The following is a 22717-nucleotide window of genomic DNA, read 5'->3' on the forward strand; positions in this document are numbered from 1 at the left end:
CCCCGATGGTCCCGCTGACCCGCCGCACGCTGATCGCCCAGGGCGCCGCCGCGGCCCTGGCCGCGCCGGCCCTGGCGCAGCCCTTCGGCGGCGGCTGGCACTACGATCGCTATGTCGCGGCGATGCGCGCCAGCGAGCGGCGCATCGGCATGAACAAGCCGACCTTCGACGGCGTCATGCGGCGGCGCGACCAGGCGTTGCGCATCGTCGAGAGCTACCTGCGCGGCAAGTTCGGCGCGGCCGATCCGCACTCCTTGCGCGCCTATGCCGAGGTGCCGCGCGAGTACTTCCACTACAACTACGCCGGCCCTTTCGATTTCGGCCACGCCGCCTACGAGGCCAACGCCCATCCCTGGGCGATCGGCTACGGCTCGGCGCTGTCGGACTATCTCGGCCAGATGTACATGACCCAGCTGTCGAGGCCGCTGCCGGGCGAGAGCGCGCTCGAGATCGGTACCGGCTCGGGCTACCAGATCTCCATCCTCTCGCGAATCTGCGCCAAGGCCCGCTCGATCGAGATCATCGAGCCGCTGGGCCGCGCGGTGTCGAAGATCTTCAAGCCGCTGGGCTTCGACAACGTCGCCACCAGGGTGGGCGACGGCTACTTCGGCTGGCCGGAGGAGAAGGACGGCTTCGACATTATCATGGTGACCTGCGTGGCGCAGCACGTGCCGCCGCCGTTGCTCGCCCAGCTCAAGCCCGGCACCGGCCGGCTGATCATCCCGGTAGGCCAGCCCTTCCGCCGCCACCAGGTGCTCTACGTCTACACCAAGGACCGCGATGGCAAGATCCACAGCAGGCGCGACGTCGGCGTGTATTTCATTCCGATGACCGGCCGCATCTCGCAGGGGCGTTAGCGCCTTCTGTCATCCCGAGCAGAGCGAGGGATCCAGGCAGCCCGTAGATCCCTCGCTGCGCTCGGGATGACAGAACGTGCGGGATGACGGCGCGATCGTGCCCTAGGAATCGCACGCGTGAAGCCTTACCCTGACGTCGAATTCTGACCTTCCGGAAGGGGAGACCGGACCGATGACTCTGACCCGACGGCGCGCGTTGGTGACAGCCGCCGGAGCCACCCTGGCGGCGCCGGCGATCGTGCACGCCCAACCCACACCCTGGACCTATGCCGCCTTTGTCGCCGCGATGAAAGCCAGCGGCCGCAACGTCAAGATCTCGGCCGAGGACTGGCAGGTGATGCAGAAGCGCCGGCCCGGCGCGCTCAACACCATCGCCAGCGTGCTGCACCACCATTTCGGCGCCGCCGATCCGGAGATCGTGCGCGCCTTTCGCGAGGTGCCGCGCGAGTACTACCACTACGACTATGCCGCCAACGCCGATTTCGCCGCCGTCGCCTACGAGGCGGAGTCCAAGCCCTGGCGCATCGGCCTGGGCTCGGCGCTGTCGGATTATCGCGGCCAGGCCTACATGACCCAGCTGTGCAGGCCGACCGCCGACAGCGTCGCGCTGGAGATCGGCACCGGCTCTGGCTTCCAGATCTCGATCCTCTCGCGCATCGTCCGCAAGGCCTGCTCGATCGAGATCATCGAGCCGCTGGGCAAGGCGGTGGCGCGCATCTTCGCGCCTTTGGGCTTCGACAAGAACCTCGAGACACGCATCGGCGACGGCTTCTACGGCTGGCCCGAGGAGAAGGACGGCTTCGATCTGATCATGGTCACCTGCGTGGCGCAGTACGTGCCGCCGCCGCTGCTCAAGCAGCTCAAGCCCGGCGGCAGGCTGGTGATCCCGATCGGCCAGCCTTTCAAGCGCGAGCAGTTCCTCTACGTCTTCAGCAAGGACGCCGACGGCAAGGTGCATTCCAAGAAGGATCTCGGCGTCTACTTCATCCCGATGACCGGCGCGATGCAGAAGGAGCCGCCGCCGCCGCCCGAGCCGGCGAAGAAGTAGCGCATGCGCCTGGTCCTGCGGCTCGTCGCGGCGGCGCTGCTGGCGACGCTGGCGCTGTCGGCGCGGGCCGGTGAGACGCGCATCTCGCTGGTGCTGATCTGCGACATCTACAACATGAACGAGGATGCCGGCCGCGGCGGCATGGCCCGCGTCGCGGCGGTGGTGAAGGCCGAAAAGGCGCGCGCGCCGCACGTGCTGGTGGCGCACGCCGGGGACACCTTCTCGCCGTCGCTGATGTCGGGCTTCGACAAGGGCGCCCACATGGTCGACCTGCTCAACATGATGCCGATCGACGTCTTCGTGCCGGGCAACCACGAGTTCGATTTCGGCCCCGACGTCTTCCTCGAGCGCCTGCGCGAGGCACGCTTCCCGGTCTACGCCGCCAATCTGCGCGAGGCCGACGGCTCGGTCATCCCCGGCATCGTCGATTCGCGCATCCACACCTATGGCGAGGTGAAGGTCGGCGTCATCGGGCTGACGGCGGAGGACTCCCACAGGAAGTCGCAACCCGGCCGGCTGAAGATCGCCGGGATGCTGGACACCGCGAGCGAGCAGGCCGCGAAGCTGCGCCGCGAGGGCGCCGACATCATCGTGCTGGTCTCGCACTCCAACCGCGAGATCGACGGGGCCCTGGTCGATGCCGGCATCGCCGACGTGATCCTGTCGGGCGACGACCACGATCTCTACCTGCGCTACAACGGCCAGACGGCGATCGTCGAGGCGGCGATGGACGGCATCTTCGTCGCCGTCGTCGACCTCCAGGTGAGGATCGACACCGCCGCGGGCGGCCGGCGCAAGGTCGCGTGGTGGCCGCGCTTCCGCATCATCGACACCGCCGACGTGGCGCCCGACCCCGATGTCGCGGCGCGCGTCGCGGTCTACGAATCGCGGCTCTCGAAGTCGCTCGACATCGCCATCGGCCGCACCGCCACCGAGCTCGACAGCCGCAACGCCGCGGTACGCGGCGGCGAGGCCGCCATCGGCAACCTGTTCACCGACGCGCTGCGCGCCGCCACCGGCGCCGATGCGGCGCTGCTCAACGGCGGCGGCTTCCGCGGCAACCGCGTCTATCCGGCGGACAGCCAGATCACCGAACGCCACATCCTGGCCGAGCTGCCGTTCCTCAACCGCGCGCTGGTCCTGGAGGTCAGCGGCAAGGCGCTGCGCGCGGCGCTCGAGGCCGGGCTCGCCGGCGCCGAGAACGAGGTCGGCCGCTTCCCGCAGGTCTCCGGCATGACCATCCGCGCCGACCTGACGCGGCCCGACGGCGATCGCATCGTCGCCCTGCTGGTCGGCGGCGCGCCGGTCGAGCCTGACAGGCTCTACAGGCTGGTGACCAACGACTTCCTGGCGCGCGGCGGCGACGGCTACACGGCGCTGGTCGGCGCGCGCATGCTGGTCGGGCCCAACGACGCGCTGCTGGTTTCAAGGCACGTCGTCGAGCACATCCGCAGGCTGGGCACGGTGTCGGCGAAGCTCGAGGGCCGCGTGATCGTCGCCCGCGGGCGCGCGCCGCGCTGACGAAGCGCCAACGAAAAACCCCGGGCGATCGGCCCGGGGTTCGCGCGTCCTGCCATGGACGGAAAGATCAGCGGCTGTAGAACTCGACCACCATCGACGGTTCCATCTGCACCGGGTACGGCACGTCGGAGAGCTTGGGGGCACGCAGATAGGTGCCCTTCATCTCCTTGTGGTCGACCTGCATGTACTCCGGCACGTCGCGCTCGGCGAGCTGGGCGGCCTCCATGACGACGGCGAGGTCCTTGGCCTTGCTGCCGAGCGAGATCACGTCATTGTCGCGCACCTGGTAGGAAGCGATGTTGACGCGCCTGCCGTTGACGCGGACATGGCCGTGGCTCACCAGCTGGCGCGAGGCGAACACCGTGGCGGCGAACTTCATGCGGTAGACGACGGCGTCGAGACGGCGCTCCAGAAGCGCGATCAGGTTCTCGCCGGTGTCGCCGCGGCGGCGCATCGCCTCGGCGTAGTAGCGGCGCATCTGGCGCTCGCTGACATTGCCGTAGTAACCCTTGATGCGCTGCTTGGCCATCAGCTGCGTGCCGAAATCGGTCGGCTTGGTGCGCTTGGCACCATGCTGGCCGGGGCGGCTCTCGCGCTTGTTGATCGGGCTCTTCGGACGGCCCCAGAGGTTGACGCCGAGGCGTCGGTCGATCTTGTACTTCGACGATTCGCGCTTGCTCACGAACGGTTATCCTTCGTCACACGTTTGTCCGGATAGGCCTGGGTCGGGTGCGACGCACCCGGGCGGGATCGACGCCCAGGGGCACCGATCCGCATTCTCCGGAGGAAGGCGCGGACTATACGCATCGCGCGGCCCGAGTCAAACGGCGAAAGATAAAGGAAAATCAGCCATTTAGATCCCGGCCGAGCCAGTTGCCGCTCAGCGCTGGGCGCGGTTGCGCAGGAAAGTCTCGCGGTCGGCGGGCTTGTCGATGTGCCCGGCCAGCCGCTGCCACAGATCCTCGGCGCCGCTCGCCGCCGCCCGCTCGCGGCGCATCAGCAGGGTCGCGATGGGCCCGATGTGGCGCGCCAGCTCGGCCTGGGCGCGATCGAGATCGGCCTGGGCGATGGAGGCTGTCGCTGCGCTGGGCTGCGGCGCGATCAGTGTCGAGGCGATCGTGCCCGAGACGCCGGCGCCGGTCCGCGACGCCTTGAGCGCGTCGCGCAGGAAGGCCTCGCGCTGCTCGGCCTTGTCGATGCTGGTGCTCAGGCTGCGGCAAAGCTCCTCGATCGAGCTGGTGCGACCGCTGGCGCTGCGCACGAGATAGCCGGCGATCGGCCCGACATAGGCCGCCAGCCTGCGCTCGATCTCCTGCAGGTGCGGGCCGATCACCGCCGCCGGCGACGGGGCGACCACCGTGGCGTCCGATGTCCCGGCCGCCGCCGGCGCCTGGCCGCGCAGGGCGTTGCTCAGCGCGGCGTTCATCGCGTCGGCCGACTCGAAGCGCCGCGCCGCATCGCGCGCCAGCGCCCTGGTCATGAAGGCGACGAGTGCCGCCGGCGCCGTCGGCAGATGCTTCGACAGCGGCGCCGGCTCGCCGTAGAGCAGCTGGTAGGTGACCTCGTGGAAGTTGCGCCCGGCGAAGGGCCGCACGCCGGTCAGCAGCTCATAGAACACGGCGGCGGTCGAGAACAGATCGCTGCGCGCGTCGACCTCCTCGCCGCGGCACTGCTCGGGCGACATGTAGTTGGGCGTGCCGATCAGCGCGCCGGTCTGCGTCAGCGACGAGCCGCCGACGCGCGAGATGCCGAAATCGGTCACCTTCACCCGCCCGTCGCCCGTAAGCAGCACGTTGGCCGGCTTGATGTCGCGATGCACGACGCCCTGGCCGTGGGCGCAGGCCAGCGCGTCGAGCATCTGGCGCGCGATCATCGCCGAGGCGTCGATCGGCAGGCGCGCGCCGCCGTCGATCACTTGCGCCAGGCTGCGCCCGGCGACGAACTCCATGGCGATGTAGGGATCGTTGCCGTGCAGCGCGAAATCGTAGATCGCCACGATGTTGCCGTGGGAGCAGCGGCCGGCCGCCTGCGCCTCGCGCTGGAAGCGCTCGACGAACGCGGCGCGGTCGTCGCCCTCGAGCAGGTCGGTGTTCACCAGCTTCAGCGCCACCGGGCGGTTGATCATGGGATCGTGGGCGAGATAGATCACGCCCATGGCACCCTTGCCGATGGTCGATTCGATGACGTAGCGGCCGATCTTCTGCGGCGCCGAAGACGGTGACATCGCTCTTAGCTACCCAGCATCTTCATCGCATTGGCGAGGCTGCGCCGCATGCGGTTGAACGATTCGGCGAGCGAGGCGATCTCGTCGCGGCCCGTCACCTCGACCTCCGGCGCATCCATGTTGCCCAGGCTGACATCGTTGGCGGCCGCCGACATCTGCCGCACCGGCTTGACGACGATGTAGTGCAGCATGACGTTGAGCAGCGCGATCACCACGGCGAACACGGCGGCCAGCGCGCCGACATAGAGCATCAGCATCCGGTCGGCCTGCTTGTCGACGACGGCCATCGGCACCGAGGCGACCTGCGCGCCGATGGTCTCGTTGAGCTTCCAGCCGAAGCCGTTGTTGGGCCCGTAGAGGTCGACCATGGTCTGCGGCGCCTCCTTCGCCGTGGTGTGGCAGATCAGGCAGGCCGGATTGGTGATGCGCAGCGGCTTGGCCAGCACGAGCACCTGTCCGGTGGGCGTGTCGCGCGTCGTGACGACTTCCGTCAGCTTGGGATCGTTGCGGAACCTTTCGATGATGTCGGCTTCCCAATCGACGGCACGATCCGCCGGATTGGTCGGATTGAGCGCGGCTTCCTTGTAGGCATAGTCAGGGAACTGCTTCTGCATGCTGCGCCACACGGTCTGCGCCGACCAGCTCGGCACCGAGTGCGGCAGGAAGCGCGCCTTCATCTGCTCGCGCAGCAGCGGCTCGACCTCGGTCGCGGTGTAGCCGCGCACGGCCTGTGCCTGGGCCATGATCATGCTGGCGTCGCGCAGCACCTGCTGGCGGCCGCTGTCGCGCAACGCCTGGTTGGCGAGGAAGGCCGCCAGCCCCAGCCCGACCAGGAAGGCCACGGCCATCACGATGTTGAACTTGGCCTTGAGTCCCATGACGAAGCGCTCCCCCGACTAGCGGACGGTTGCCAGGCGACTGGCCTGTTGCGGCGTCAGCCGGCCCGTGGGCTCGGCCATGACCTGCATCTGGAAGCGGCGGATCGCCGCCCGCGTCTCGGGCCCGAACACGCCGTCCAGCTGCCCATTGTAGTACCCCAGCAGTTTCAGCGCCTCCTGCATGCGCCGGCGATGCTCGAGCGTCATCAGGTCTTCTTCAGGCATGGTCAATTCGGGCGCGGGCGGCGTCGCGACGGGCGGCGTCGCGACGGGCGGCGTGGCGACGGGCGGCGTCGGCGGTGTGGGCGGTGTCGCCACCACAGGCGGCGCCACCGGCGCGAAGGGGCGGCCGACGATCAGCCCGGCGGTCTTGGGCTGGCGCACCACGGCGATGGCGCTGGCCGAGGTCGAGCCGAGCCGCTCCTGCAGCGCGCTCACGAAGGCGCCGTTCTCGATCATGGTCGCGCTGCCCAGCGTCGCGACCAGCGCCGCCGACATCGGCGTGCCGGCCGGTCCGGGAGAGGCCTCGAACACGGTGATGGCGGCCAGCCCGTCCGACGCCGCGCTCTTCGCCACGGTGTCGAAGCCGGTCGGCCTGGGCCCCGAAGGCGGCATGACATCGAGCGCCACCACCGAGGGGCCGGCCTTGCTGCGCGACAGCGCGTCGTAGACCGCCTTGACCAGAATGCCCTGGGTGAACAGGTCGGTGGGCCGTTCCAGCGTCGCCGAGACCGGCAGCAGGAAGGCCCGGTCGTTGAGGCTGGCGCCGCGCCCGCAGATGTAGACGAAGGCGCCGGCGCCCGGCGCCTTGGTCAGGCGGCCGCTGAAATCGGCCAGCGCCGCGTCGAAGCCGCCGCCGCTGACGTCGTTGCGGTCGACGACGTCATAGCCCGCCGCGCGCAGCCGGTCGGCCACCGCCCGCGCGGCCGGGGGACAGGCCGGCACCGCCGGCTGCACGGTGTAGCCGCCATTGCCCATCACGAGGGCGACCCGCTGCGGGCCCTGGGCGGCGGACGGCTGGATCGCGACCAGCGAGGCCACGACAACCAACGCACCTGCGGTGAGATTGCGGACAGCCAGCGTCATGGCGTGAGCCCCTTGAACGATTTCGATTCTCGGCATGTCACTATGCCTCGTCGACCACGGCATTGCGCAGCGTGCCGACGCCGGAAACCTCGACCTCGATCACGTCGCCCGCCTTCATCCACAACGGCGGCGTACGGCCGGCGCCGACGCCATGCGGCGTGCCGGTGGCGATGACGTCGCCCGGTTCCAGCGGCGTGATGGTCGAGAGGTACTGGATCAGGGTCGGGATCGAATAGATCAATTGATCGACGGTATCGCGCTGCACTTCGGCGCCATTGAGGCGCGTCACGAGGGTGAGCGTCGCCGGGTCGGCAATCTCGTCGGCCGTCGTCATCCACGGCCCGAGCGGGCCGCTGCGCGGGAAGTTCTTGCCGGCGGTGACGGAATGCTTCTGGAAGTCGCGCACCGAGCCGTCGAGGAAGCAGCTGTAGCCGGCCACGTGCTTCAGCGCGTCCTCGGCGCGGATGTGGCGTCCGCCGTTGCCGATGATCACGGCCAGCTCGCCCTCGAAGTCGAGCTGGGTCGAGGCGCGCGGCCGCAGCAGCGTGTCGCCGTGCCCGACCAGGGTGTTGTGCAGGCGGGAGAAGACGCTGGGATGAGCCGGCAGCTCGCGCGCCATCTCGGCGGCGTGGCTGCGGTAGTTCAGGCCGACGCACAGGATCTTGTCCGGTGCCGTGATCACCGGGTCGAAGGCGATGTCCTTGAGCGCGTAGTCCGGCGACGCACCGCGGGCGATGCGATCGAGTTCCCGCAGGGCGCCGCCGGACAGCGCCGCGCGCAGGGTCGGGAATCGGTCGCCCACCCTGTTGGCCAGATCGACCACGCCCTCGCCGGCGACGGCGCCGTACAGCGCGCGGCCCTCGGCCCGGAAGCTCAGCAGTTTCATGTCGCCCTCTTTAGCGCGAACGCCACAGGCCGGGCTGTTCCCTGCGGCACGCCCGGCCGGAGCACATGTGGATCATGCGATTACATTACCATTTTCCCCTCGCCACTGCTGTCTTCTCCCGCCTTCGCGTGGGGCGCGGGGACCCTAACGCGGCGTCCTGCGCCGCCGCTTGCCGACGAGCTCGCTGACGATGCCGTGCAGCGTGCGGATCTCCTGGTCGGTGGCTTCGGCCCGGGAGAACAGCGCACGAATGTTCAGCATCATGCGCGGCTTCTTCTCGGCCACCTTGAAGAAGCCGGCCGCGTCGAGCTCGCCCTCGAGCCGCCGCACGAACTCCTCCAGCTCGGCACGGCTGGCGACGGTCGAATCGTTCGTCGCCAGCCGCGTCTTGCCGGCCGCGCGCACGGCTTGCGACCATTCATAGGCGACCAGCAGCACCGCCTGCGCGAGATTGAGCGAGGAGAAGGCCGGATTGAGCGGGATGGTGACGACCGTGTCGGCGTGCGCCAGGTCCTCGTTGTCCAGCCCGGTGCGTTCCGGCCCGAACATCAGGCCGACCCGCCTGCCCACCGCGACGGCTCGCGCCATGTCGGCGGCGGCGTCGCGCGGCGGCGCGATGCGCTGCGTCAGCTCGCGGCTGCGCGCCGAGGTGGCGTAGACGCGGTGAAGGTCGGCGACCGCGGCAGCGACGTCGTCGAACACCCGCGCGCCCTTCAGCACCTCGTCAGCGCCCGACGCCGCGCGCTCGGCCCTGGCGTTGGGCCATTCGTCGCGCGGCGCCACGAGGCGCAACTCGCCCAGCCCGCAATTGAGCATGGCGCGCGCCGCCATGCCGATGTTCTCGCCGAGCTGCGGGCGCACCAGGATCACGACGGGCGCGGCGCCGGCCGGCCGCGACGCCTTCGACGGCCGTCCCATCAGGCACGCATGCCCGGCACCGGCGGCGGGCGGCGCAGCAGGAGCAGGAGCGGCACGGTGGCGAGCATGAACCACGCCATGGCGCGGAAGTCGTTGAGGTAGGCGATCAGGGTCGCCTGCCTGGTCAGCTCCGCGTCCCACATGGCCAGCGTCGACACGCCGGCCGGCGCGAAGGTGAGGTTGGGATTGAACGGGCTGATGTGGCCGGCGAGCTCGGAGCGGTTCATCTGGATGTTCTGCGACACCATCGCCACCAGCACGGCGATTCCGAGGCTGCCGCCGAGATTGCGCAGGAGCGCGTTGATCGCCGCCGCCTCGGTGCGCAGGGCCGGCGCGATGGTCGCGAACATCAGCACGCTGATCGGCACGAAGACGAAGCCCAGGCCGAAGCCCTGGCCGACGCCGGTCCAGATCACGTCCCAGATGTCGATGTCCATGGTGAAGCCGGTCATCACCCACAGCGAGCCGGCGCCGATCAGAAGGCCCAGCGCCATGATGATGCGCGGATCATACCGCCGCGTCAGCCGTCCGACGATGAGCATGGAGAACATCATGCCGATTCCGCGCGGCGCCATCACCAGGCCGATGGTGATCGCCGGATAGCCGCCGAGATAGGCGAGGAAGGGCGGCATCAGCGCCGCCGAGGCGATGAGCGCCATGCCCGACGTCGCGGTGAACAGCAGGCTGACCGAGAAGTTCGGATCCTCGAACAATCGCAGGTCGAAGAACGGGTAGTCGGCGGTCATGACATGGATCACGAACATGGCGAAGCAGACGCCGGCAACCACCGTCTCGATGACGATCTCGGTCGAGGTGAACCAGTCGAGCAGCTCGCCGCGGTCGAGCACGAGCTGCAGGCAGGCGATGGAGATGCCCAGCAGCGCGAAGCCGGTGAAGTCGAACGGTCGTCGCCGCGATTCCTCGGCCGGCATGAGCGTCGCGATCCCCAGGCACGCCAGGATGCCGACCGGCACGTTGATGTAGAACACCCAGCGCCAGGTGAACTCCTCGGTCAGCCAGCCGCCGAGCGTCGGGCCCATGATCGGTCCGACCATCACGCCCACGCCCCAGAAGCCCATCACCGAGCTGTGCTGCTCCGGCGGATAGATGTCGAGCAGGGTCGATTGCGACAGCGGCACCAGCGCCGCGCCGAAGGCACCCTGCAGGGCGCGGAAGAGCACGATCTGATCCAGCGTCATCGCCGCGCCGCACAGCATCGAGGCCAGGGTGAAGCCGACCACCGCCCAGAAGAAGACGTAGCGGCGGCCGAAGCGGCCGGCCAGGAAGCCGGTCAGCGGCGTCATGATCGCCGAAGCGACGATGTAGGACGTCAGCACCCAGGATATCTGGTTGTGCGTCGCCGACAGCGTGCCCTGCATGTGCGGCAGCGCGACGTTGGCGATGGTGGCGTCGAGCGCGTGCATGATGGTGGCCGCCATCATCGCCAGCGCCAGCAGACCGCGATGTCTGACCTCGACCGCCGCCGCGGTCATTTGCTGCGGGCGGCGCCCGTCTGGGCGTTGGCACCGCCCAGTCCGAAGAGGCGCTCGACGCTGGCCACCAGGTCGCCGAACGAGCGCCGGTAGCCGGTGTCGATGTCGACCGAGGCGCTCATGCCGACGCGCAGCGGCGGATCGCTGTCGGTGGTGCGCACCTCGATGCGCACCGGGATGCGCTGCACCACCTTCACCCAGTTGCCCGAGGCGTTCTGCGGCGGCAGCACGGCGAACTCCGCGCCGGTCGCCTGGCTGATGCTGGTGACGACGCCGTGCCAGGTCCGGCCGGGATAGGTGTCGACATGCAGCGTCACGCGCTGGCCAGGCCGCACACGCGCCAGATCGGTTTCCTTGTAGTTGGCCTCGATCCACAGGCCGGCGTCGGCGACCACGGCCATCATCGCCGTGCCGACCGAGGCATAGGCGCCGACCGTCGGCTTGCGCGCGGCGATGCCGGCGATCGGCGCCTCGATGCGGGTGCGCTTGAGATCGAGGATCGCCTTGTCGCGCATGGCGCGCATCTGGCGCACCTTGGGATGATCCTCGGCCTTGATCTTTGGGTCGCCGGCCAGCTGCGCCTCGATGCGCAGCATCTCCTCCTGCAGCATGGCGATGCGCTGGCGCGCCACGTCGAGGTCGCGCCGCGCCTCGTCCATGCGCATGCCCAGCCCGATCCTGCGCTGGGCCAGGTCGCTCTGCCGCTCGAACTCCTGCTGGGCGAAATGCTCCTGGCTGCGCGACAGCTTCACCTCCTCGCGCTTCTGCCGCCAGCTCGCCCGCAAGCCCTGGATTTCCGCCCGCGCGCTTTCCAGCTCGGCCTCGGCTCTGGTCAGCGCCAGCCTGTAGGGCGAGTCGTCGAGGCGGAACAGCAACTGGCCCCTGGTCACCGGCTGGTTCTCCTGCACCAGCACCTCGACCACGATGCCGGCGATTTCCGGCGCGATCAGAACCCGGTCACCCTTCACATAGGCGTTATCGGTCCCGACGTACCGACCCGACGCGAGATAGCCCCAGATGCCGATGGCGACGGCGGCGACGGGCAGCAGCCACATCACGGCACGCGCCAGCGACCGCCGGGAACGCCGACGCGGCATGGGCGCCGGGGCGGGTTGCTGCTCGCTCATGATGCTACCAACTGAACCCTCGGGATCGGACATGGCCCCTCCCGAGGACCATGTGGACCTCTCTCTATACCACGCCGATACCCGCCCCGCCCGGCCGCGTCAGCCTACTGACCGGCATGGCAGCCTGCGCCTTTTCGCCGGTCCGGTTGCCCTATTCCGTCAGGCGGCCATCCCCGCGTGTGATTGATGGCGTTTGAGAGCGCATTGTAGACGGCGAGGCATCGTTGCCGAGCTGGCATCCGCAGGATTAGGTTTATCGTTGGCACTCGCGGAGGGCCATTGACGGGTGATCAACGCAGGCTGGCGGCGATTCTTGCCGCTGACGTGGTCGGCTACTCGCGGCTCATGGGTCGCGACGAGAGCGGCACGCTTTCGCGCCTGCGCACGCACCGATCGCAGCAGTTGGAGCCCGCCGTGAAGCGGCGCCGCGGGCGGATCGTCAAGTTGACCGGCGATGGTGCGCTTGTGGAGTTTTCGAGCGCCGTCGAGGCCGTGTCGGCGGCCATCGAGATTCAGCAGGAAATGGCTGATGCGAACTGCGACGAAGCGGCGGAGCAGGCCATCGCGTTCCGCATCGGCGTGCATCTGGGCGACCTGATCGTCGATGGCGATGACCTGTACGGCGACGGCGTGAATGTGGCGGCACGGCTGGAAGGCGAAGCGCCCGCCGGCGGCATTGTCATATCGGGCGATGTCCATAACGCCGTCGCGGGCCGGCTGCAGGCCACGTTCGACGATTTGGGCGATCTGGCGCTCAAGAACATCGTACGGCCCCTACGGGCGTATCGCGTCCGGTGGTCAGCCGCCGATTGGCCTGCGCACGTCAGGGCGACGCCGGCACCTGACCCACCGACGACCGCGCCTGATAAGCCGTCGATAGCAGTGCTGCCCTTTACTAACATGAGCGGGAATCCGGAGCAGGAGTATTTCGCCGACGGCGTCACGGAAGACATCATCACGGAACTCGCTCGCTTCCGGTCCCTGCTGGTCATCGCGCGCAACAGCACGTTCACCTACAAAGGCAAAGCGGTCGACGTGCGGACCGTCGGGCGCGACCTGGGTGTTCGCTATGTGCTCGAGGGCAGTGTGCGCCGCTATGGCGATAAAGTGCGAACGACGGCGCAGCTCACCGACGCGACGACCGGTGGTCACATCTGGGCAGAGCGCTACGATCGACCAATGGCCGACGTGTTCGCGCTGCAGGACGAGATGACCAGTCGCATCGTAGCGCAAATCCAGCCTGCACTGACAACGACCGAGATCGAGCGTTCAAGGAAGAAGCCTGCGCGAGACCTAACCGCGTGGGACTTGTACCTGCAGGCGCTGCCGCTCGGCCGCAGCTACGAGCGAAGCCGCGTCGAGGAGGCCGAGAGCCTGCTGAAGCGCGCGATCGACGCGAAGCCGGATTTCGCGGCCGCCTACGCGAAACTGTCCTCGTGTCGGCTCAAGGCTTGCTACAGGGGATGGATGGATCGGGCGACGGCGGAACGGGAGGCGTTTGAACTAGCTGAACGCGCCATTCAGCTCGATGAGGAAGAGGGGCTAGCCCATGACGCGCTGGCATCCGCAGAAATGAGCGTCGGAAGCGTCGTCGAGGCAATATCGACAGCGCGGCGAGCGATCGAACTCTGTCCGGTCCTGATGGCCGCCCACGGTACATTGGTCAGCGCGCTTGCTTTCGCCGGGCGATGCGAAGAGGCCATCGCGGCGTATCACGAAAGCGAGTTTCTTAGTCCGCGCGATCCTGACCGGTCGGGGAGGCTGATGGGCCTCATGCTGGCTCACTTCTTCTCCGGCAACTATCCAGAGGCGGCGCGCCTGGCACGCGAGCACGCGCGTCTGCAGCCGTACTGGCATGCCAACCAAGCCTACCTCGCGGCTGCGCTCGCCCATATGGGCCGCCTCGAAGAGGCCCGTGACGCAATGCGCCGAGTACTCGAGATCATGCCCAGCTACTCTTTGTCTACCATCAAGGCATCATCCGGACAACGCAGCATGATCAAGCGTGAGGAAGACAAGGAGCGATTTCGAGCCGGACTACGGCTAGCCGGCGTGCCGGAGTGATCCCCATGGGTACCATCGACTACTGGTTCTCCGTAGGCTCGACGTACAATTTCCTGTCGTTAATGCGCCTCGACGAAATTGAGAAGAAGTACGGCGTGCAGTTTCGCTGGCGGCCCTTCAGCATGTGGAAGATCCTTCACGAAATGGGCCACGTTCCGTTCGCCGACAAGCCAGCGAAGTTGGCCTATATGTGGCGCGACATCGCCAGGAGGGCAGAGGCTCGCGGCATTAAGGCTAAGCTGCCCGCGCCCTATCCAGCGAAGCGCATCGCCTTCGGCATCCAAGTCGCCTTCCTCGGCATGCGTGAGGGTTGGGGCAAGGAGTTTGTCAAGAACAGCTACACCCGATTGTATTTTCACGGCGAGGAGCCGTACGAGGATCCCGGACTCTCCGACACGCTGAACAGATTGGGACAGGACGTCGCCCGCGTCCTACAGACAGCGGATGGCGAAGACAACCTCCGGCTGCTCGAAGAGGAAACGAACGAAGCACGACGGCTCGGGCTGTTCGGCTCGCCAAGCTTCGTGGTCGACGGCGAAGTGTTTTGGGGAGACGATCGTCTCGAGGACGCGATCGCCTGGCGGCAACACGGAACATTGAAGCGATAGCCGATGTTCCTGCTGGAGATGGCTCAGGCCGCCACCGTCGCGCCGTCGCGAAACAGCTTGTAGGTGATGGCGTCGTAGAGCGCGTTGTAGGCGGCGTCGATGATGTTGGGCGACACGCCGATGGTGGTCCAGCGACGGTCCTCGCCGTCCTCGCTCTCGATCATCACGCGCGTCACCGCCGCGGTGCCGCCGGCGGAGTCGAGGATACGCACCTTGAAGTCCACCAGCGCCATGTCGCCGAGCTCGGCATAGTGCGGCAGCAGCGCCTTGCGCAGCGCCTGGTCGAGCGCGTTGACCGGGCCATTGCCTTCGCCGACCTCCATGAGGTGCCGGCCGGCGACGTCGAGCTTCACCGTCGCCTCGGAGAGTGTGATCAGCTCGCCACGTGCGTTCCAGCGCCGCTCGGCCAGCACGCGGAAGCTCTGCAGCGCGAAATAGTCCGGCACCGTGTGCAGCTCGCGCCGTGCCAGCAGCTCGAAGGAGGCGTCGGCGCCGTCATAGGCGTAGCCGTTGGCTTCGCGCTCCTTGACGATCTCCAGCAGCCTGGAGACATCGGGGCTCTTCGGATCGATCTCCAGCCCGATCTGGCGGAAGCGCGCGACGACATTGGAGCGGCCGGCCTGGTCGGAGACGACGATGATGCGCTGGTTGCCGACGATCTCCGGATCGATGTGCTCGTAGGTGCGCGGATCCTTCTCGACCGCCGAGACGTGCAGGCCGCCCTTGTGCGCGAAGGCGCGCGTGCCGACATAGGCCGCGCTGCGGTTGGGCGCGATGTTGAGCCGCTCGTCGAGCAGGCGCGAGAGGTGCGTGAGCGTGGCGATCTTCTCGCCGTTCATGCCGACGTCGAAGCCCATCTTCAGCGCCAGGTTCGGAATGAGCGCGATCATGTTGGCATTGCCGCAGCGCTCTCCCAGCCCGTTGATCGTGCCCTGCACCTGGCGCACGCCCGCGTTGACCGCGGCCAGCGTGTTGGCCACCGCGTTCTCGGTGTCGTTGTGGGTGTGGATGCCCAGCGACGTGCCGGGAATCTCGCGGGTGACCTCGCCGACGATGCGCTCGATCTCGTGCGGCAGCGTGCCGCCGTTGGTGTCGCAGAGCACGACCCAGCGCGCGCCGGCGGCGTGCGCCTCGCGCACGCAGGTCAGCGCGTAGTCGCGATTGGCCTTGAAGCCGTCGAAGAAATGCTCGGCGTCGAACATCACCTCCTCGGTGCGGCTCTTCGCGAAGGCCACCGAGTCGGCGATCATCTCGACGTATTCGGTGCGGCCCAGCTCGAGCGCGACGTCGACGTGGAAGTCCCAGGTCTTGCCGACCATGCACACAGTACGTGCCTTGGTGCCGACCAGGGCGTTGAGCCCGGGATCGTTCGAGGCGCTGCGCCCGGCACGCCGCGTCATGCCGAAGGCGACGAACTTCGAGCGCCTGAAGTTGGGAGGTGCGGCGAAGAAGCGATCGTCGGTCGGGTTGGCGCCCGGCCAGCCGCCCTCGATGTAGTCGATGCCGATCTCGTCCAGCGCGCGGGCAATGGCGACCTTGTCGGCCACCGAGAAATCGACACCCTGCGTCTGCGCGCCGTCGCGCAACGTGGTGTCGAACAGATAGACGCGCTTGTCGTCGGCCACGTGTCCCGCCCTCCCATTGCCTTCTCCCCGCGAAGGCGGGGAGAAGGTGCCCGAAGGGCGGAAGGGCGGATGAGGGGCCTCTCGGCGTCTCACCAACGGCAAGCGTTGTCGCTACGTGAGAAAGCCCCTCATCCGCCTCGCTTTCGCTCGGCACCTTCTCCCCGCCTGCGCGGGGAGAAGGGGTCGTATCGCACCGCCTCAGGGCATCGTCAACGAAGCCCGACCATGCCACCCTGCGGCGATGCGCACCGCCTCCTACATCCTGCCGGCCGACGACGACTACGCCCTGCATGTCCATCGCTGGCTGCCGGACGGCGAGCCCCGGGCCGTGGTGCAGATCGCCCATGGGCTGGGCGAGCATGCCGGCCGCTACGCCCGCTTCGCCCAGGCGCTGACCGACGCCGGCTGGGCGGTGCACGCCAACGACCATCGCGGGCACGGCCTGACCGCGCCCACGGCTGACGATCTGGGCTTCTTCGCCGAGCACGATGGCTGGCGCCGCGTGCTCGCCGACATGGCGCTGCTGCGCAAGCGCGTCGCGGCCGACCATCCGGGCCTGCCGGTGGCGATCTTCGGCCATTCCATGGGCTCGTTCCTGACTCAGTGGACGATCGCCGAGCGCGGCGCAGACTATGCCGGCGCGGTGCTCTGCGGCTCCAACGGCAAGCCCCCGCCGATCGCCACCCTGGGCAAGCTGATCGCCCGCTTCGAGCGCTGGCGGCTGGGCCCGCGCGGGCGCAGCTCGCTGCTGCTCACGCTGTCCTTCGCCGACTTCAACAAGCGCTTCCGGCCCAACCGCACCGACGCCGACTGGCTGTCGCGCGATACGGCCGAGGTCGACGCCTATGTCGCCGACAGGCTGTGCGGCTTCGTGCCCACCGGCCAGCTCTGGATCGACTTGATCGGCGGCGTCGCGCGACAGACCGACCCGGCGCTGGTCGGCCGGATCCCCAAGGAGCTGCCGATCCTCGTCATCGCCGGCACTGCCGACCCGGTGAGCGATGGCGCGAAAGGCCTGCCGTCACTGCTGATCGCCTATCGCGACGCTGGCCTGCGCAACGTCACGCACCGCTTCTACGACGACGCCCGCCACGAGCTGCTCAACGAGACCAACCGCGACGAGATCACCGCCGATACCCTGCGGTGGCTGCGCGACGTCCTCACGCCAGCACCGCGCGGTTGACGCACAGCGCCGGATCGACCGGCTTGCCGTCGAGCACGCGCAGCAGGTTCTCGGCCGCCGTCGCCGATACCGCGTCGGTGGCGTAGCCGGTATGGGCACCGATATGCGGGCTCAGCACGACATTGGGCAGCCCCAGCAGCGCACAGTCGGGAGCCGGCGGCTCGTCGCGGAAGGTGTCGAGGCCGGCGCCCAGCAGATGGCCGGCGCGCAAGGCCGCCACCAGGGCGCCCTCGTCGACCACCGGGCCACGCGCGGCGTTGAGCAGGACCGCACCCCTGGGCAGCGCGGCGAGCTGCGCGGCGCCGATCATGCCCTCGGTCTCCTCCGTCAGCGGGCAGTGCAGGCTGAGCACCTCGGCGCGCGCCAGCAGATCGCCAAGCGAGGCCACGCGCTCGACACCTTCGATCACGGCGTTGATGTAGGGATCGTAGGCCATCACCTTCAGGCCCAGCCCCGCCGCAGCCCGGGCCACGCGCTTGCCGACGGCACCCAGCCCGACGATGCCCATGGTACGACCGCCGAGCTGCACGCCCGCCGGTCCCTTGATCCACCGTGCGCCACGCAGGTTGGCATCGTGCGTCGGAATGGCGCGCGCCACGGCGATCATCAGGCCGATCGTCAGCTCGGCGACCGACTGGGCGTTGACGCCGGCGGCGACCAACACCGGGATCCGCTTCGCCGTCGCGGCGGGAATGTCGACGCTGTTGTAGCCGGCGCCGTGGCGCGAGATGCAGCGGATCGAATCGCCGGCGCGGATGACATTGCCCGACACGCCGTGCCGCGCGAGGATGCCGTCGATCGTCTCCTTGCGCACCAGGGCCAAGAGCTCAGCATCGCTGCTGTTGTCGGCGACGAAATGCACGCGACAGCCGGCGGCGTTCAGCACGTCGAGGCCGGGCTTGGCCAGATCAGGTCCGGTGATGGCGATGGTCCAGGGCATCAGTACGGCCGCCCGTCCTTGTGGGTGAACTGCCATTTGCCGTCAGCGCCCAGCACCGCCTGGATGTCGTCACGCGGATAGCTGCCCTCGTCGCCGGGCGTGCGGTCGCCGACCTCGAGGATGAAGACATCGTCGCTGGTACGATTGACCAGCTGATGCGCCATGCCCTTGGCCGGGAAGCCGGCGCACATGCCGGGCTCGAGCTGCGTCTCGCCCTTTTCCGTCACCAGGGTCGGCTGGCCCTGCAGGATGTAGATGAACTCGTCCTGCTTGCTGTGGGTGTGCAGCAGCGCCGACTCGCCGCCCGGCGCCAGGCGCGTGAGGTTGACGCCGAAGTTCTTCAGCCCGAACACGTCGCCCAGCTGACGCTTCTCGCGTCGGGCCATGCGGCTGAAGAACGGCTCGGGATAGTTCGAAGGCTTGGTGCGTGGCGCGACCGACGCGGCAATGACGGCGGTCGGTGCTGGCTTCGTGCTGTCGTTCATGGCGTGCGTGCTCCCGGCGGTCGGCGCTCATTCTGCGAAGCATTCGCCGCCTCCGCCAGACGGCGTCTGCCCCGCCGTCGCCATTTTCCTGCCTCGGCGCCGACGTGCGGGTGGTGTAGGGTAATCAGGTTCGCATCAGGGGAGCTTTGGGGCGGATGCTGGCTCGAGGGGGAGTTCGCCGACAGGCCTGGACGGTGGCGTTCGCGCTGTCCGTCCTCGTGGCAGCCATCCCGACCGCGCCGGCGAACGCGGAGCTGCTGGCCCAGCGCGGCCGGGTGGTCACCGAGCCGGAGCCGGCCGATCCCCGCGCCGCCCCGCCGCCACAGCGTCGGCCTGCGCCGCCCGTCAACACTCCGTCGCCACCTTCGCAACCACCGCAGCGCCAGCCGACCAAGCTGGTGACCGAGCCCGAGCCGGCGGGGCCCGGCGGCGGACCGGCATCGCCTGCCCCTTCCTGGGCACCGCCACCCCAGGCTCAGCCGCAGCCCCAGCCCCAGCCCCAGCCTGCCCCGCAACCGGCGCCGAGGCCGTCGCCGGCCAGTGATCCCAGTCCCCGGCCTGACATCAATCCGCCGTCGTCGGAAGCCTGCCGACGGTTCCCCAATCTGTGCTGATCCCGGGAGCGAACCATGTGGACGCGCCGTGAGACGATCTTCGGTGGAGCGTTGAGCATCCTGTGGGGCGTCGGCGCGACCTGCGCGCACGCCAGGATCGGCGGCCATGAGGTGACTGGATGCATGCTGCCTGACCCGGCGGCCAACATCCTGCTCAACCGCAGCGCTCCGCCCTGGCTGTCGCTCAGCGGCAACGAGGAGATGTTCCCGAAATCGGGCGACGCGCAGTTCGACTACGCCCTGGCGCACACCCTGTCGGCGATGTCCGAGCTGCTGCACGTGCTGCCCGGCTTCTGCTACTTCGACGATTCGGAGGCCATGAACGCCTATGCCACCAACCGCGTCAGGCTCAACCGCGGCGACGGCACGGTGCTGTTCGGCCAGCGCCTGCTGCGCCGGCTGATGGGCCAGAAGGAGCATCCCGACGTCAGCGTCGCCGCCGTCTGCGCCCATGAGTTCGGCCATATCCTGCAGTACAAGCGCGGCCTGACCGCCATCGTCGGCGCCGGCCAGCCGACGGTGAAGCGCGTCGAGCTGCAGGCCGATTTCTTCGCCGGCTACTTCGCCGGCGTGCGCAAGCTCTCGCGTCCACAATATCCGGCCGCCGTCTACGCGCTCACGCAGTACAATTTCGGCGACAACATGGTGAACTCGCCCAAGCATCACGGCCGGCCCGACGAGCGCGCCGCCGCCATCGTGCAGGGCTTCGAGACCGGCTTCCGGCAGCGCCGCGGCCTCGACGAAGCGATCGGCATCAGCATCAACTACGTCAAGCAGCTTTGATGCCATCGGCGACGACCATCGCCGCGCTGCGCACGAGCCTGCTGCAGGTGCCCTTCGTCGGCGCGCCGCCGGCCAATGGCATCATGCCGCCGACGCACCGCGAACTCCTGGTGCTGGAGATCGAGACGGCCGGCGGCATCACCGGCACGGGCTACCTGCAGCCGCTGTCGGGCGGGCTGCTCACGCTGGATGCCTGCCTCAGGGAGATGATCGCGCCCAAGGTACTGGGCCGCGACGCCACCGAGATCGAGGGCATCTGGACCACGTTGTGGAAGAGCACCTACTGGCTGGGCCGCGGCGGCATCGCCACCTTCTGCCAGTCGGCCGTCGACATCGCGCTGTGGGACATTCTGGGCAAGAAGGCCGGACTGCCGCTGCATCGCCTGTGGGGCAACGCGCGCGACAGGGTGCCGGCCTATGGCTCGGGTTGCTGGCGCGGGCTGGGCCGCGACGGCATGATCGAACGCGCCAGGTACTTCACCGGAATGGGCCTGACGGCGATCAAGATGCAGGTGGCGCACATCAGGCCGTGGCGCGAAGACGTGAAGAACGTCCACGCCATGCGCGAGGCGCTGGGGCCCGACATCGAGATCATGATCGACGTCAACATGGGCTGGAGTGCCGACACCGCGATCCAGGCCGGCCACCACATCGACGAGGCCGATCCCTACTGGCTCGAGGAGCCGGTGGTCTGCGAGGATTTCGAGGGCTACAAGCGCGTCGCCCAGGCGCTGAAGACTCGCGTGGTCGGCGGCGAGAGCCACTTCACGCGCTACGATTTGCGGCCGTTCTTCGTCAGCCCGCCCAGCACGCCGATCCTGCAGCCCGACCCGATGCGCGGCGGGCTCACCGAACTGCGCAAGATCGCCGCCGTCGCCGAGACCTGGGGCATCGCCATCGCGCCGCATCTCTTCCACGAGCTGACGGTGCACCTGATGGCCTCGATCCCCAACGCCAACTACCTCGAGTACATGGACTGGAACGACGACCTGTGGGTCGAGCCGGCGATCCCGGTCGACGGCTTCCTGGTGCCGCCCGAAGCGCCCGGACACGGTCTGCGCTTCAGGCCCGAGATCCTCAGGGACTGCCGGGTCGGTGGTTTCGAGATCAAGACCTGATGCACAACGCGGCGTTCGCCGACAGGTGATGGACATGCGTGTCCGATCGCTCGAGTTCGAGTCATCGGCGCGCACCCCGTTTCAGGTCCGCAGGGCGATGGCCTCGAGGCCGGAGCTGTGGCGCTCGGTCAGGCGCATGCGCACCACCAGCGGCTTCACGCCGAACAGCTCGCCGAAGGCGGCGATCCAGTCCGGCTCCTCGGCCGCGGTAACGCCGATCACCCAGACGGAGCGGCGCCGCCGCAGCGTGCCCAGCCCGTCGGCGCCCAGCTTGCGGTCCTCGGCGAAGCGCTCGCAGAACTCCTCGAGGGTGATGTAGTCGCGTTCGCCCAGCCCGGGACGGATGTCGTCGATGATCACCAGCTGGGCGCGGCGCCACTGCCAGTAGAGGATGTTCGGCGGGCCGGCATCGGCGGCATCGATCGCCTGCACGCGCTCGATCGGCCCGGCATAGGGGCCGCGCCCATGCGTGGCCCGCTGCGCCAGCGCCGACTGGGCGAGCTTGCTGAACGGCACGTAGCGCACCTTGGCGCCGGCGAAGGCGGCCTCGGTGCCGATCGCCGCGGCGAGGTCGGTCTTGCCGACGCCCAGCGGGCCCAGCAGCAGCAGGGGCCGCTCGGTCGTGCCGCCGTCGACCTTGCTCGCCCCGGCGATGTAGGCCTCGATGGTCGGGCCGGGGTCATCGGACACCGGGGGCGCGGCCGGCGCGAAGGCCACCTCGACGCGCGACAGGCGCGACAGGTAGGGCAGCGCCGCCTTCTGCCAGACGATCTTCTGGCGCAGCCACCACCACGCGCCGCTCAGCGCCAAGGCGCCGATCGCCACGACGATCGCGGTGCGCACCAGCATCGCCGGCGAGATGGCGATGTCGATGCCCAGGATGGTCCAGGTCCACGGCGCCAGCGCCGAGACCAAAGGCAACGGCATTGCCACGACGACACCGATCAGCAGGCCGGCCAGCATGTACAGCGTGGCCGTGGTCGCGTTGCGGATCAGCAGCTTGCGATCTACGGCGAAGTAGCGATTGGCGCCGACGTTGAACTTGTGGAAGTCCTTGACCTCCTTGAGCGCCGGGATGGCGCCGAGCAGCGCCGCGGCGACCAGCCAGTGCCACCACACCGAAAGCGCGCCGAAGATCGAGACCAGCGCCCCGGCGACGGCGGCGATCAGCAGGCCGATGCCGATATGGCCCATCTGGTCAGCCATCCAGAGATAGGAATAGGTCGCCGCGCTCTGGACCTCCTTGTCGATCAGGTCGA

General features: G+C 68.6%; 19 protein-coding genes and 1 pseudogene. 8 read left to right on the forward strand and 12 right to left on the reverse strand.

Annotation, left to right across the window (positions count from 1 at the left end; translation table 11 throughout):
* Nucleotides 1-5 precede the first annotated feature (5 nt).
* The 3 genes from KF889_24520 (at nucleotide 6) to KF889_24530 (ending at nucleotide 3426) form a co-directional block, all read left to right on the forward strand.
* Nucleotides 6-857, forward strand: a complete 852-nt coding sequence (locus tag KF889_24520; GenBank protein ID MBX3502623.1) for a protein-L-isoaspartate O-methyltransferase — start codon at nucleotides 6-8, stop codon at nucleotides 855-857.
* A 172-nt stretch (nucleotides 858-1029) separates the two neighbouring features.
* Nucleotides 1030-1905: a protein-L-isoaspartate O-methyltransferase gene (locus tag KF889_24525; protein ID MBX3502624.1), complete on the forward strand. Its 876-nt coding sequence runs from the start codon at nucleotides 1030-1032 to the stop codon at nucleotides 1903-1905.
* 3 nt (nucleotides 1906-1908) lie between these two features.
* Nucleotides 1909-3426, forward strand: coding sequence for a bifunctional metallophosphatase/5'-nucleotidase (locus KF889_24530; GenBank protein ID MBX3502625.1), 1518 nt, complete (start codon nucleotides 1909-1911; stop codon nucleotides 3424-3426).
* 67 nt (nucleotides 3427-3493) lie between these two features.
* Here KF889_24530 and rpsD read toward each other — a convergent pair whose 3' ends face one another.
* From rpsD to KF889_24570, 8 genes are all read right to left on the reverse strand, one after another.
* Entirely contained in the window at nucleotides 3494-4108 is a 615-nt protein-coding gene (gene rpsD, locus KF889_24535) for a 30S ribosomal protein S4 (protein ID MBX3502626.1), read from the reverse strand.
* Nucleotides 4109-4306: 198 nt separating this feature from the next.
* A complete protein-coding gene (locus KF889_24540; GenBank protein ID MBX3502627.1) occupies nucleotides 4307-5650 on the reverse strand; it encodes a serine/threonine protein kinase in 1344 nt (447 codons plus the stop codon).
* 5 nt (nucleotides 5651-5655) lie between these two features.
* Complete coding sequence (locus KF889_24545) at nucleotides 5656-6528, reverse strand: DUF3365 domain-containing protein (GenBank protein ID MBX3502628.1); 873 nt, start codon at nucleotides 6526-6528, stop codon at nucleotides 5656-5658.
* Nucleotides 6529-6546: 18 nt separating this feature from the next.
* Entirely contained in the window at nucleotides 6547-7614 is a 1068-nt protein-coding gene (locus tag KF889_24550) for a peptidoglycan-binding protein (GenBank protein MBX3502629.1), read from the reverse strand.
* A gap of 40 nt (nucleotides 7615-7654) precedes the next feature.
* Nucleotides 7655-8500, reverse strand: coding sequence for a fumarylacetoacetate hydrolase family protein (locus tag KF889_24555; GenBank protein MBX3502630.1), 846 nt, complete (start codon nucleotides 8498-8500; stop codon nucleotides 7655-7657).
* 144 nt (nucleotides 8501-8644) lie between these two features.
* Nucleotides 8645-9418 (reverse strand): RNA methyltransferase, encoded by a 774-nt coding sequence (locus KF889_24560; protein ID MBX3502631.1) that lies wholly within the window; start codon nucleotides 9416-9418, stop codon nucleotides 8645-8647.
* Complete coding sequence (locus KF889_24565; protein ID MBX3502632.1) at nucleotides 9418-10911, reverse strand: DHA2 family efflux MFS transporter permease subunit; 1494 nt, start codon at nucleotides 10909-10911, stop codon at nucleotides 9418-9420. Before KF889_24565 ends, KF889_24560 begins: the two co-directional genes overlap by 1 nt.
* Nucleotides 10908-12038 (reverse strand): HlyD family secretion protein, encoded by a 1131-nt coding sequence (locus KF889_24570; GenBank protein ID MBX3502633.1) that lies wholly within the window; start codon nucleotides 12036-12038, stop codon nucleotides 10908-10910. Before KF889_24570 ends, KF889_24565 begins: the two co-directional genes overlap by 4 nt.
* Before the next feature lie 279 nt (nucleotides 12039-12317).
* Between KF889_24570 and KF889_24575 the strand changes: the two genes are divergently transcribed.
* Both KF889_24575 and KF889_24580 read left to right on the forward strand, forming a co-directional pair.
* The gene (locus KF889_24575; protein MBX3502634.1) at nucleotides 12318-14102 is read left to right on the forward strand and encodes an adenylate/guanylate cyclase domain-containing protein; all 1785 of its coding nucleotides are present in this window, start codon (nucleotides 12318-12320) and stop codon (nucleotides 14100-14102) included.
* A 5-nt stretch (nucleotides 14103-14107) separates the two neighbouring features.
* Nucleotides 14108-14710 (forward strand): DsbA family protein, encoded by a 603-nt coding sequence (locus KF889_24580; protein ID MBX3502635.1) that lies wholly within the window; start codon nucleotides 14108-14110, stop codon nucleotides 14708-14710.
* Nucleotides 14711-14733: 23 nt separating this feature from the next.
* On the opposite strand, the gene cimA is transcribed toward KF889_24580, so the two are convergent.
* Nucleotides 14734-16335, reverse strand: a complete 1602-nt coding sequence (gene cimA / locus KF889_24585) for a citramalate synthase (protein MBX3502636.1) — start codon at nucleotides 16333-16335, stop codon at nucleotides 14734-14736.
* 241 nt (nucleotides 16336-16576) lie between these two features.
* On the opposite strand from cimA, the gene KF889_24590 reads away from it, so the two are divergent.
* Nucleotides 16577-17518, forward strand: a complete 942-nt coding sequence (locus tag KF889_24590; GenBank protein ID MBX3502637.1) for a lysophospholipase — start codon at nucleotides 16577-16579, stop codon at nucleotides 17516-17518.
* Here KF889_24590 and KF889_24595 read toward each other — a convergent pair.
* Together KF889_24595 and KF889_24600 are read right to left on the reverse strand one after the other, a co-directional pair.
* Nucleotides 17496-18458, reverse strand: coding sequence for a hydroxyacid dehydrogenase (locus tag KF889_24595; GenBank protein ID MBX3502638.1), 963 nt, complete (start codon nucleotides 18456-18458; stop codon nucleotides 17496-17498). The genes KF889_24590 and KF889_24595 overlap by 23 nt on opposite strands.
* Nucleotides 18458-18943 (reverse strand): cupin domain-containing protein, encoded by a 486-nt coding sequence (locus tag KF889_24600; GenBank protein MBX3502639.1) that lies wholly within the window; start codon nucleotides 18941-18943, stop codon nucleotides 18458-18460. Before KF889_24600 ends, KF889_24595 begins: the two co-directional genes overlap by 1 nt.
* 815 nt (nucleotides 18944-19758) lie before the next feature.
* Here KF889_24600 and KF889_24605 point away from each other — a divergent pair.
* The gene (locus KF889_24605; protein ID MBX3502640.1) at nucleotides 19759-20340 is read left to right on the forward strand and encodes a metalloprotease; all 582 of its coding nucleotides are present in this window, start codon (nucleotides 19759-19761) and stop codon (nucleotides 20338-20340) included.
* A complete protein-coding gene (locus KF889_24610) occupies nucleotides 20340-21458 on the forward strand; it encodes a mandelate racemase/muconate lactonizing enzyme family protein (protein ID MBX3502641.1) in 1119 nt (372 codons plus the stop codon). Before KF889_24605 ends, KF889_24610 begins: the two co-directional genes overlap by 1 nt.
* 519 nt (nucleotides 21459-21977) lie before the next feature.
* Here KF889_24610 and KF889_24615 read toward each other — a convergent pair.
* Nucleotides 21978-22307 (reverse strand): annotated as a pseudogene (locus tag KF889_24615) (hypothetical protein).
* Nucleotides 22308-22717 lie beyond the last annotated feature (410 nt).

This window comes from Alphaproteobacteria bacterium (assembly GCA_019635875.1).
Lineage (GTDB): Bacteria > Pseudomonadota > Alphaproteobacteria > Reyranellales > Reyranellaceae > JAFAZJ01.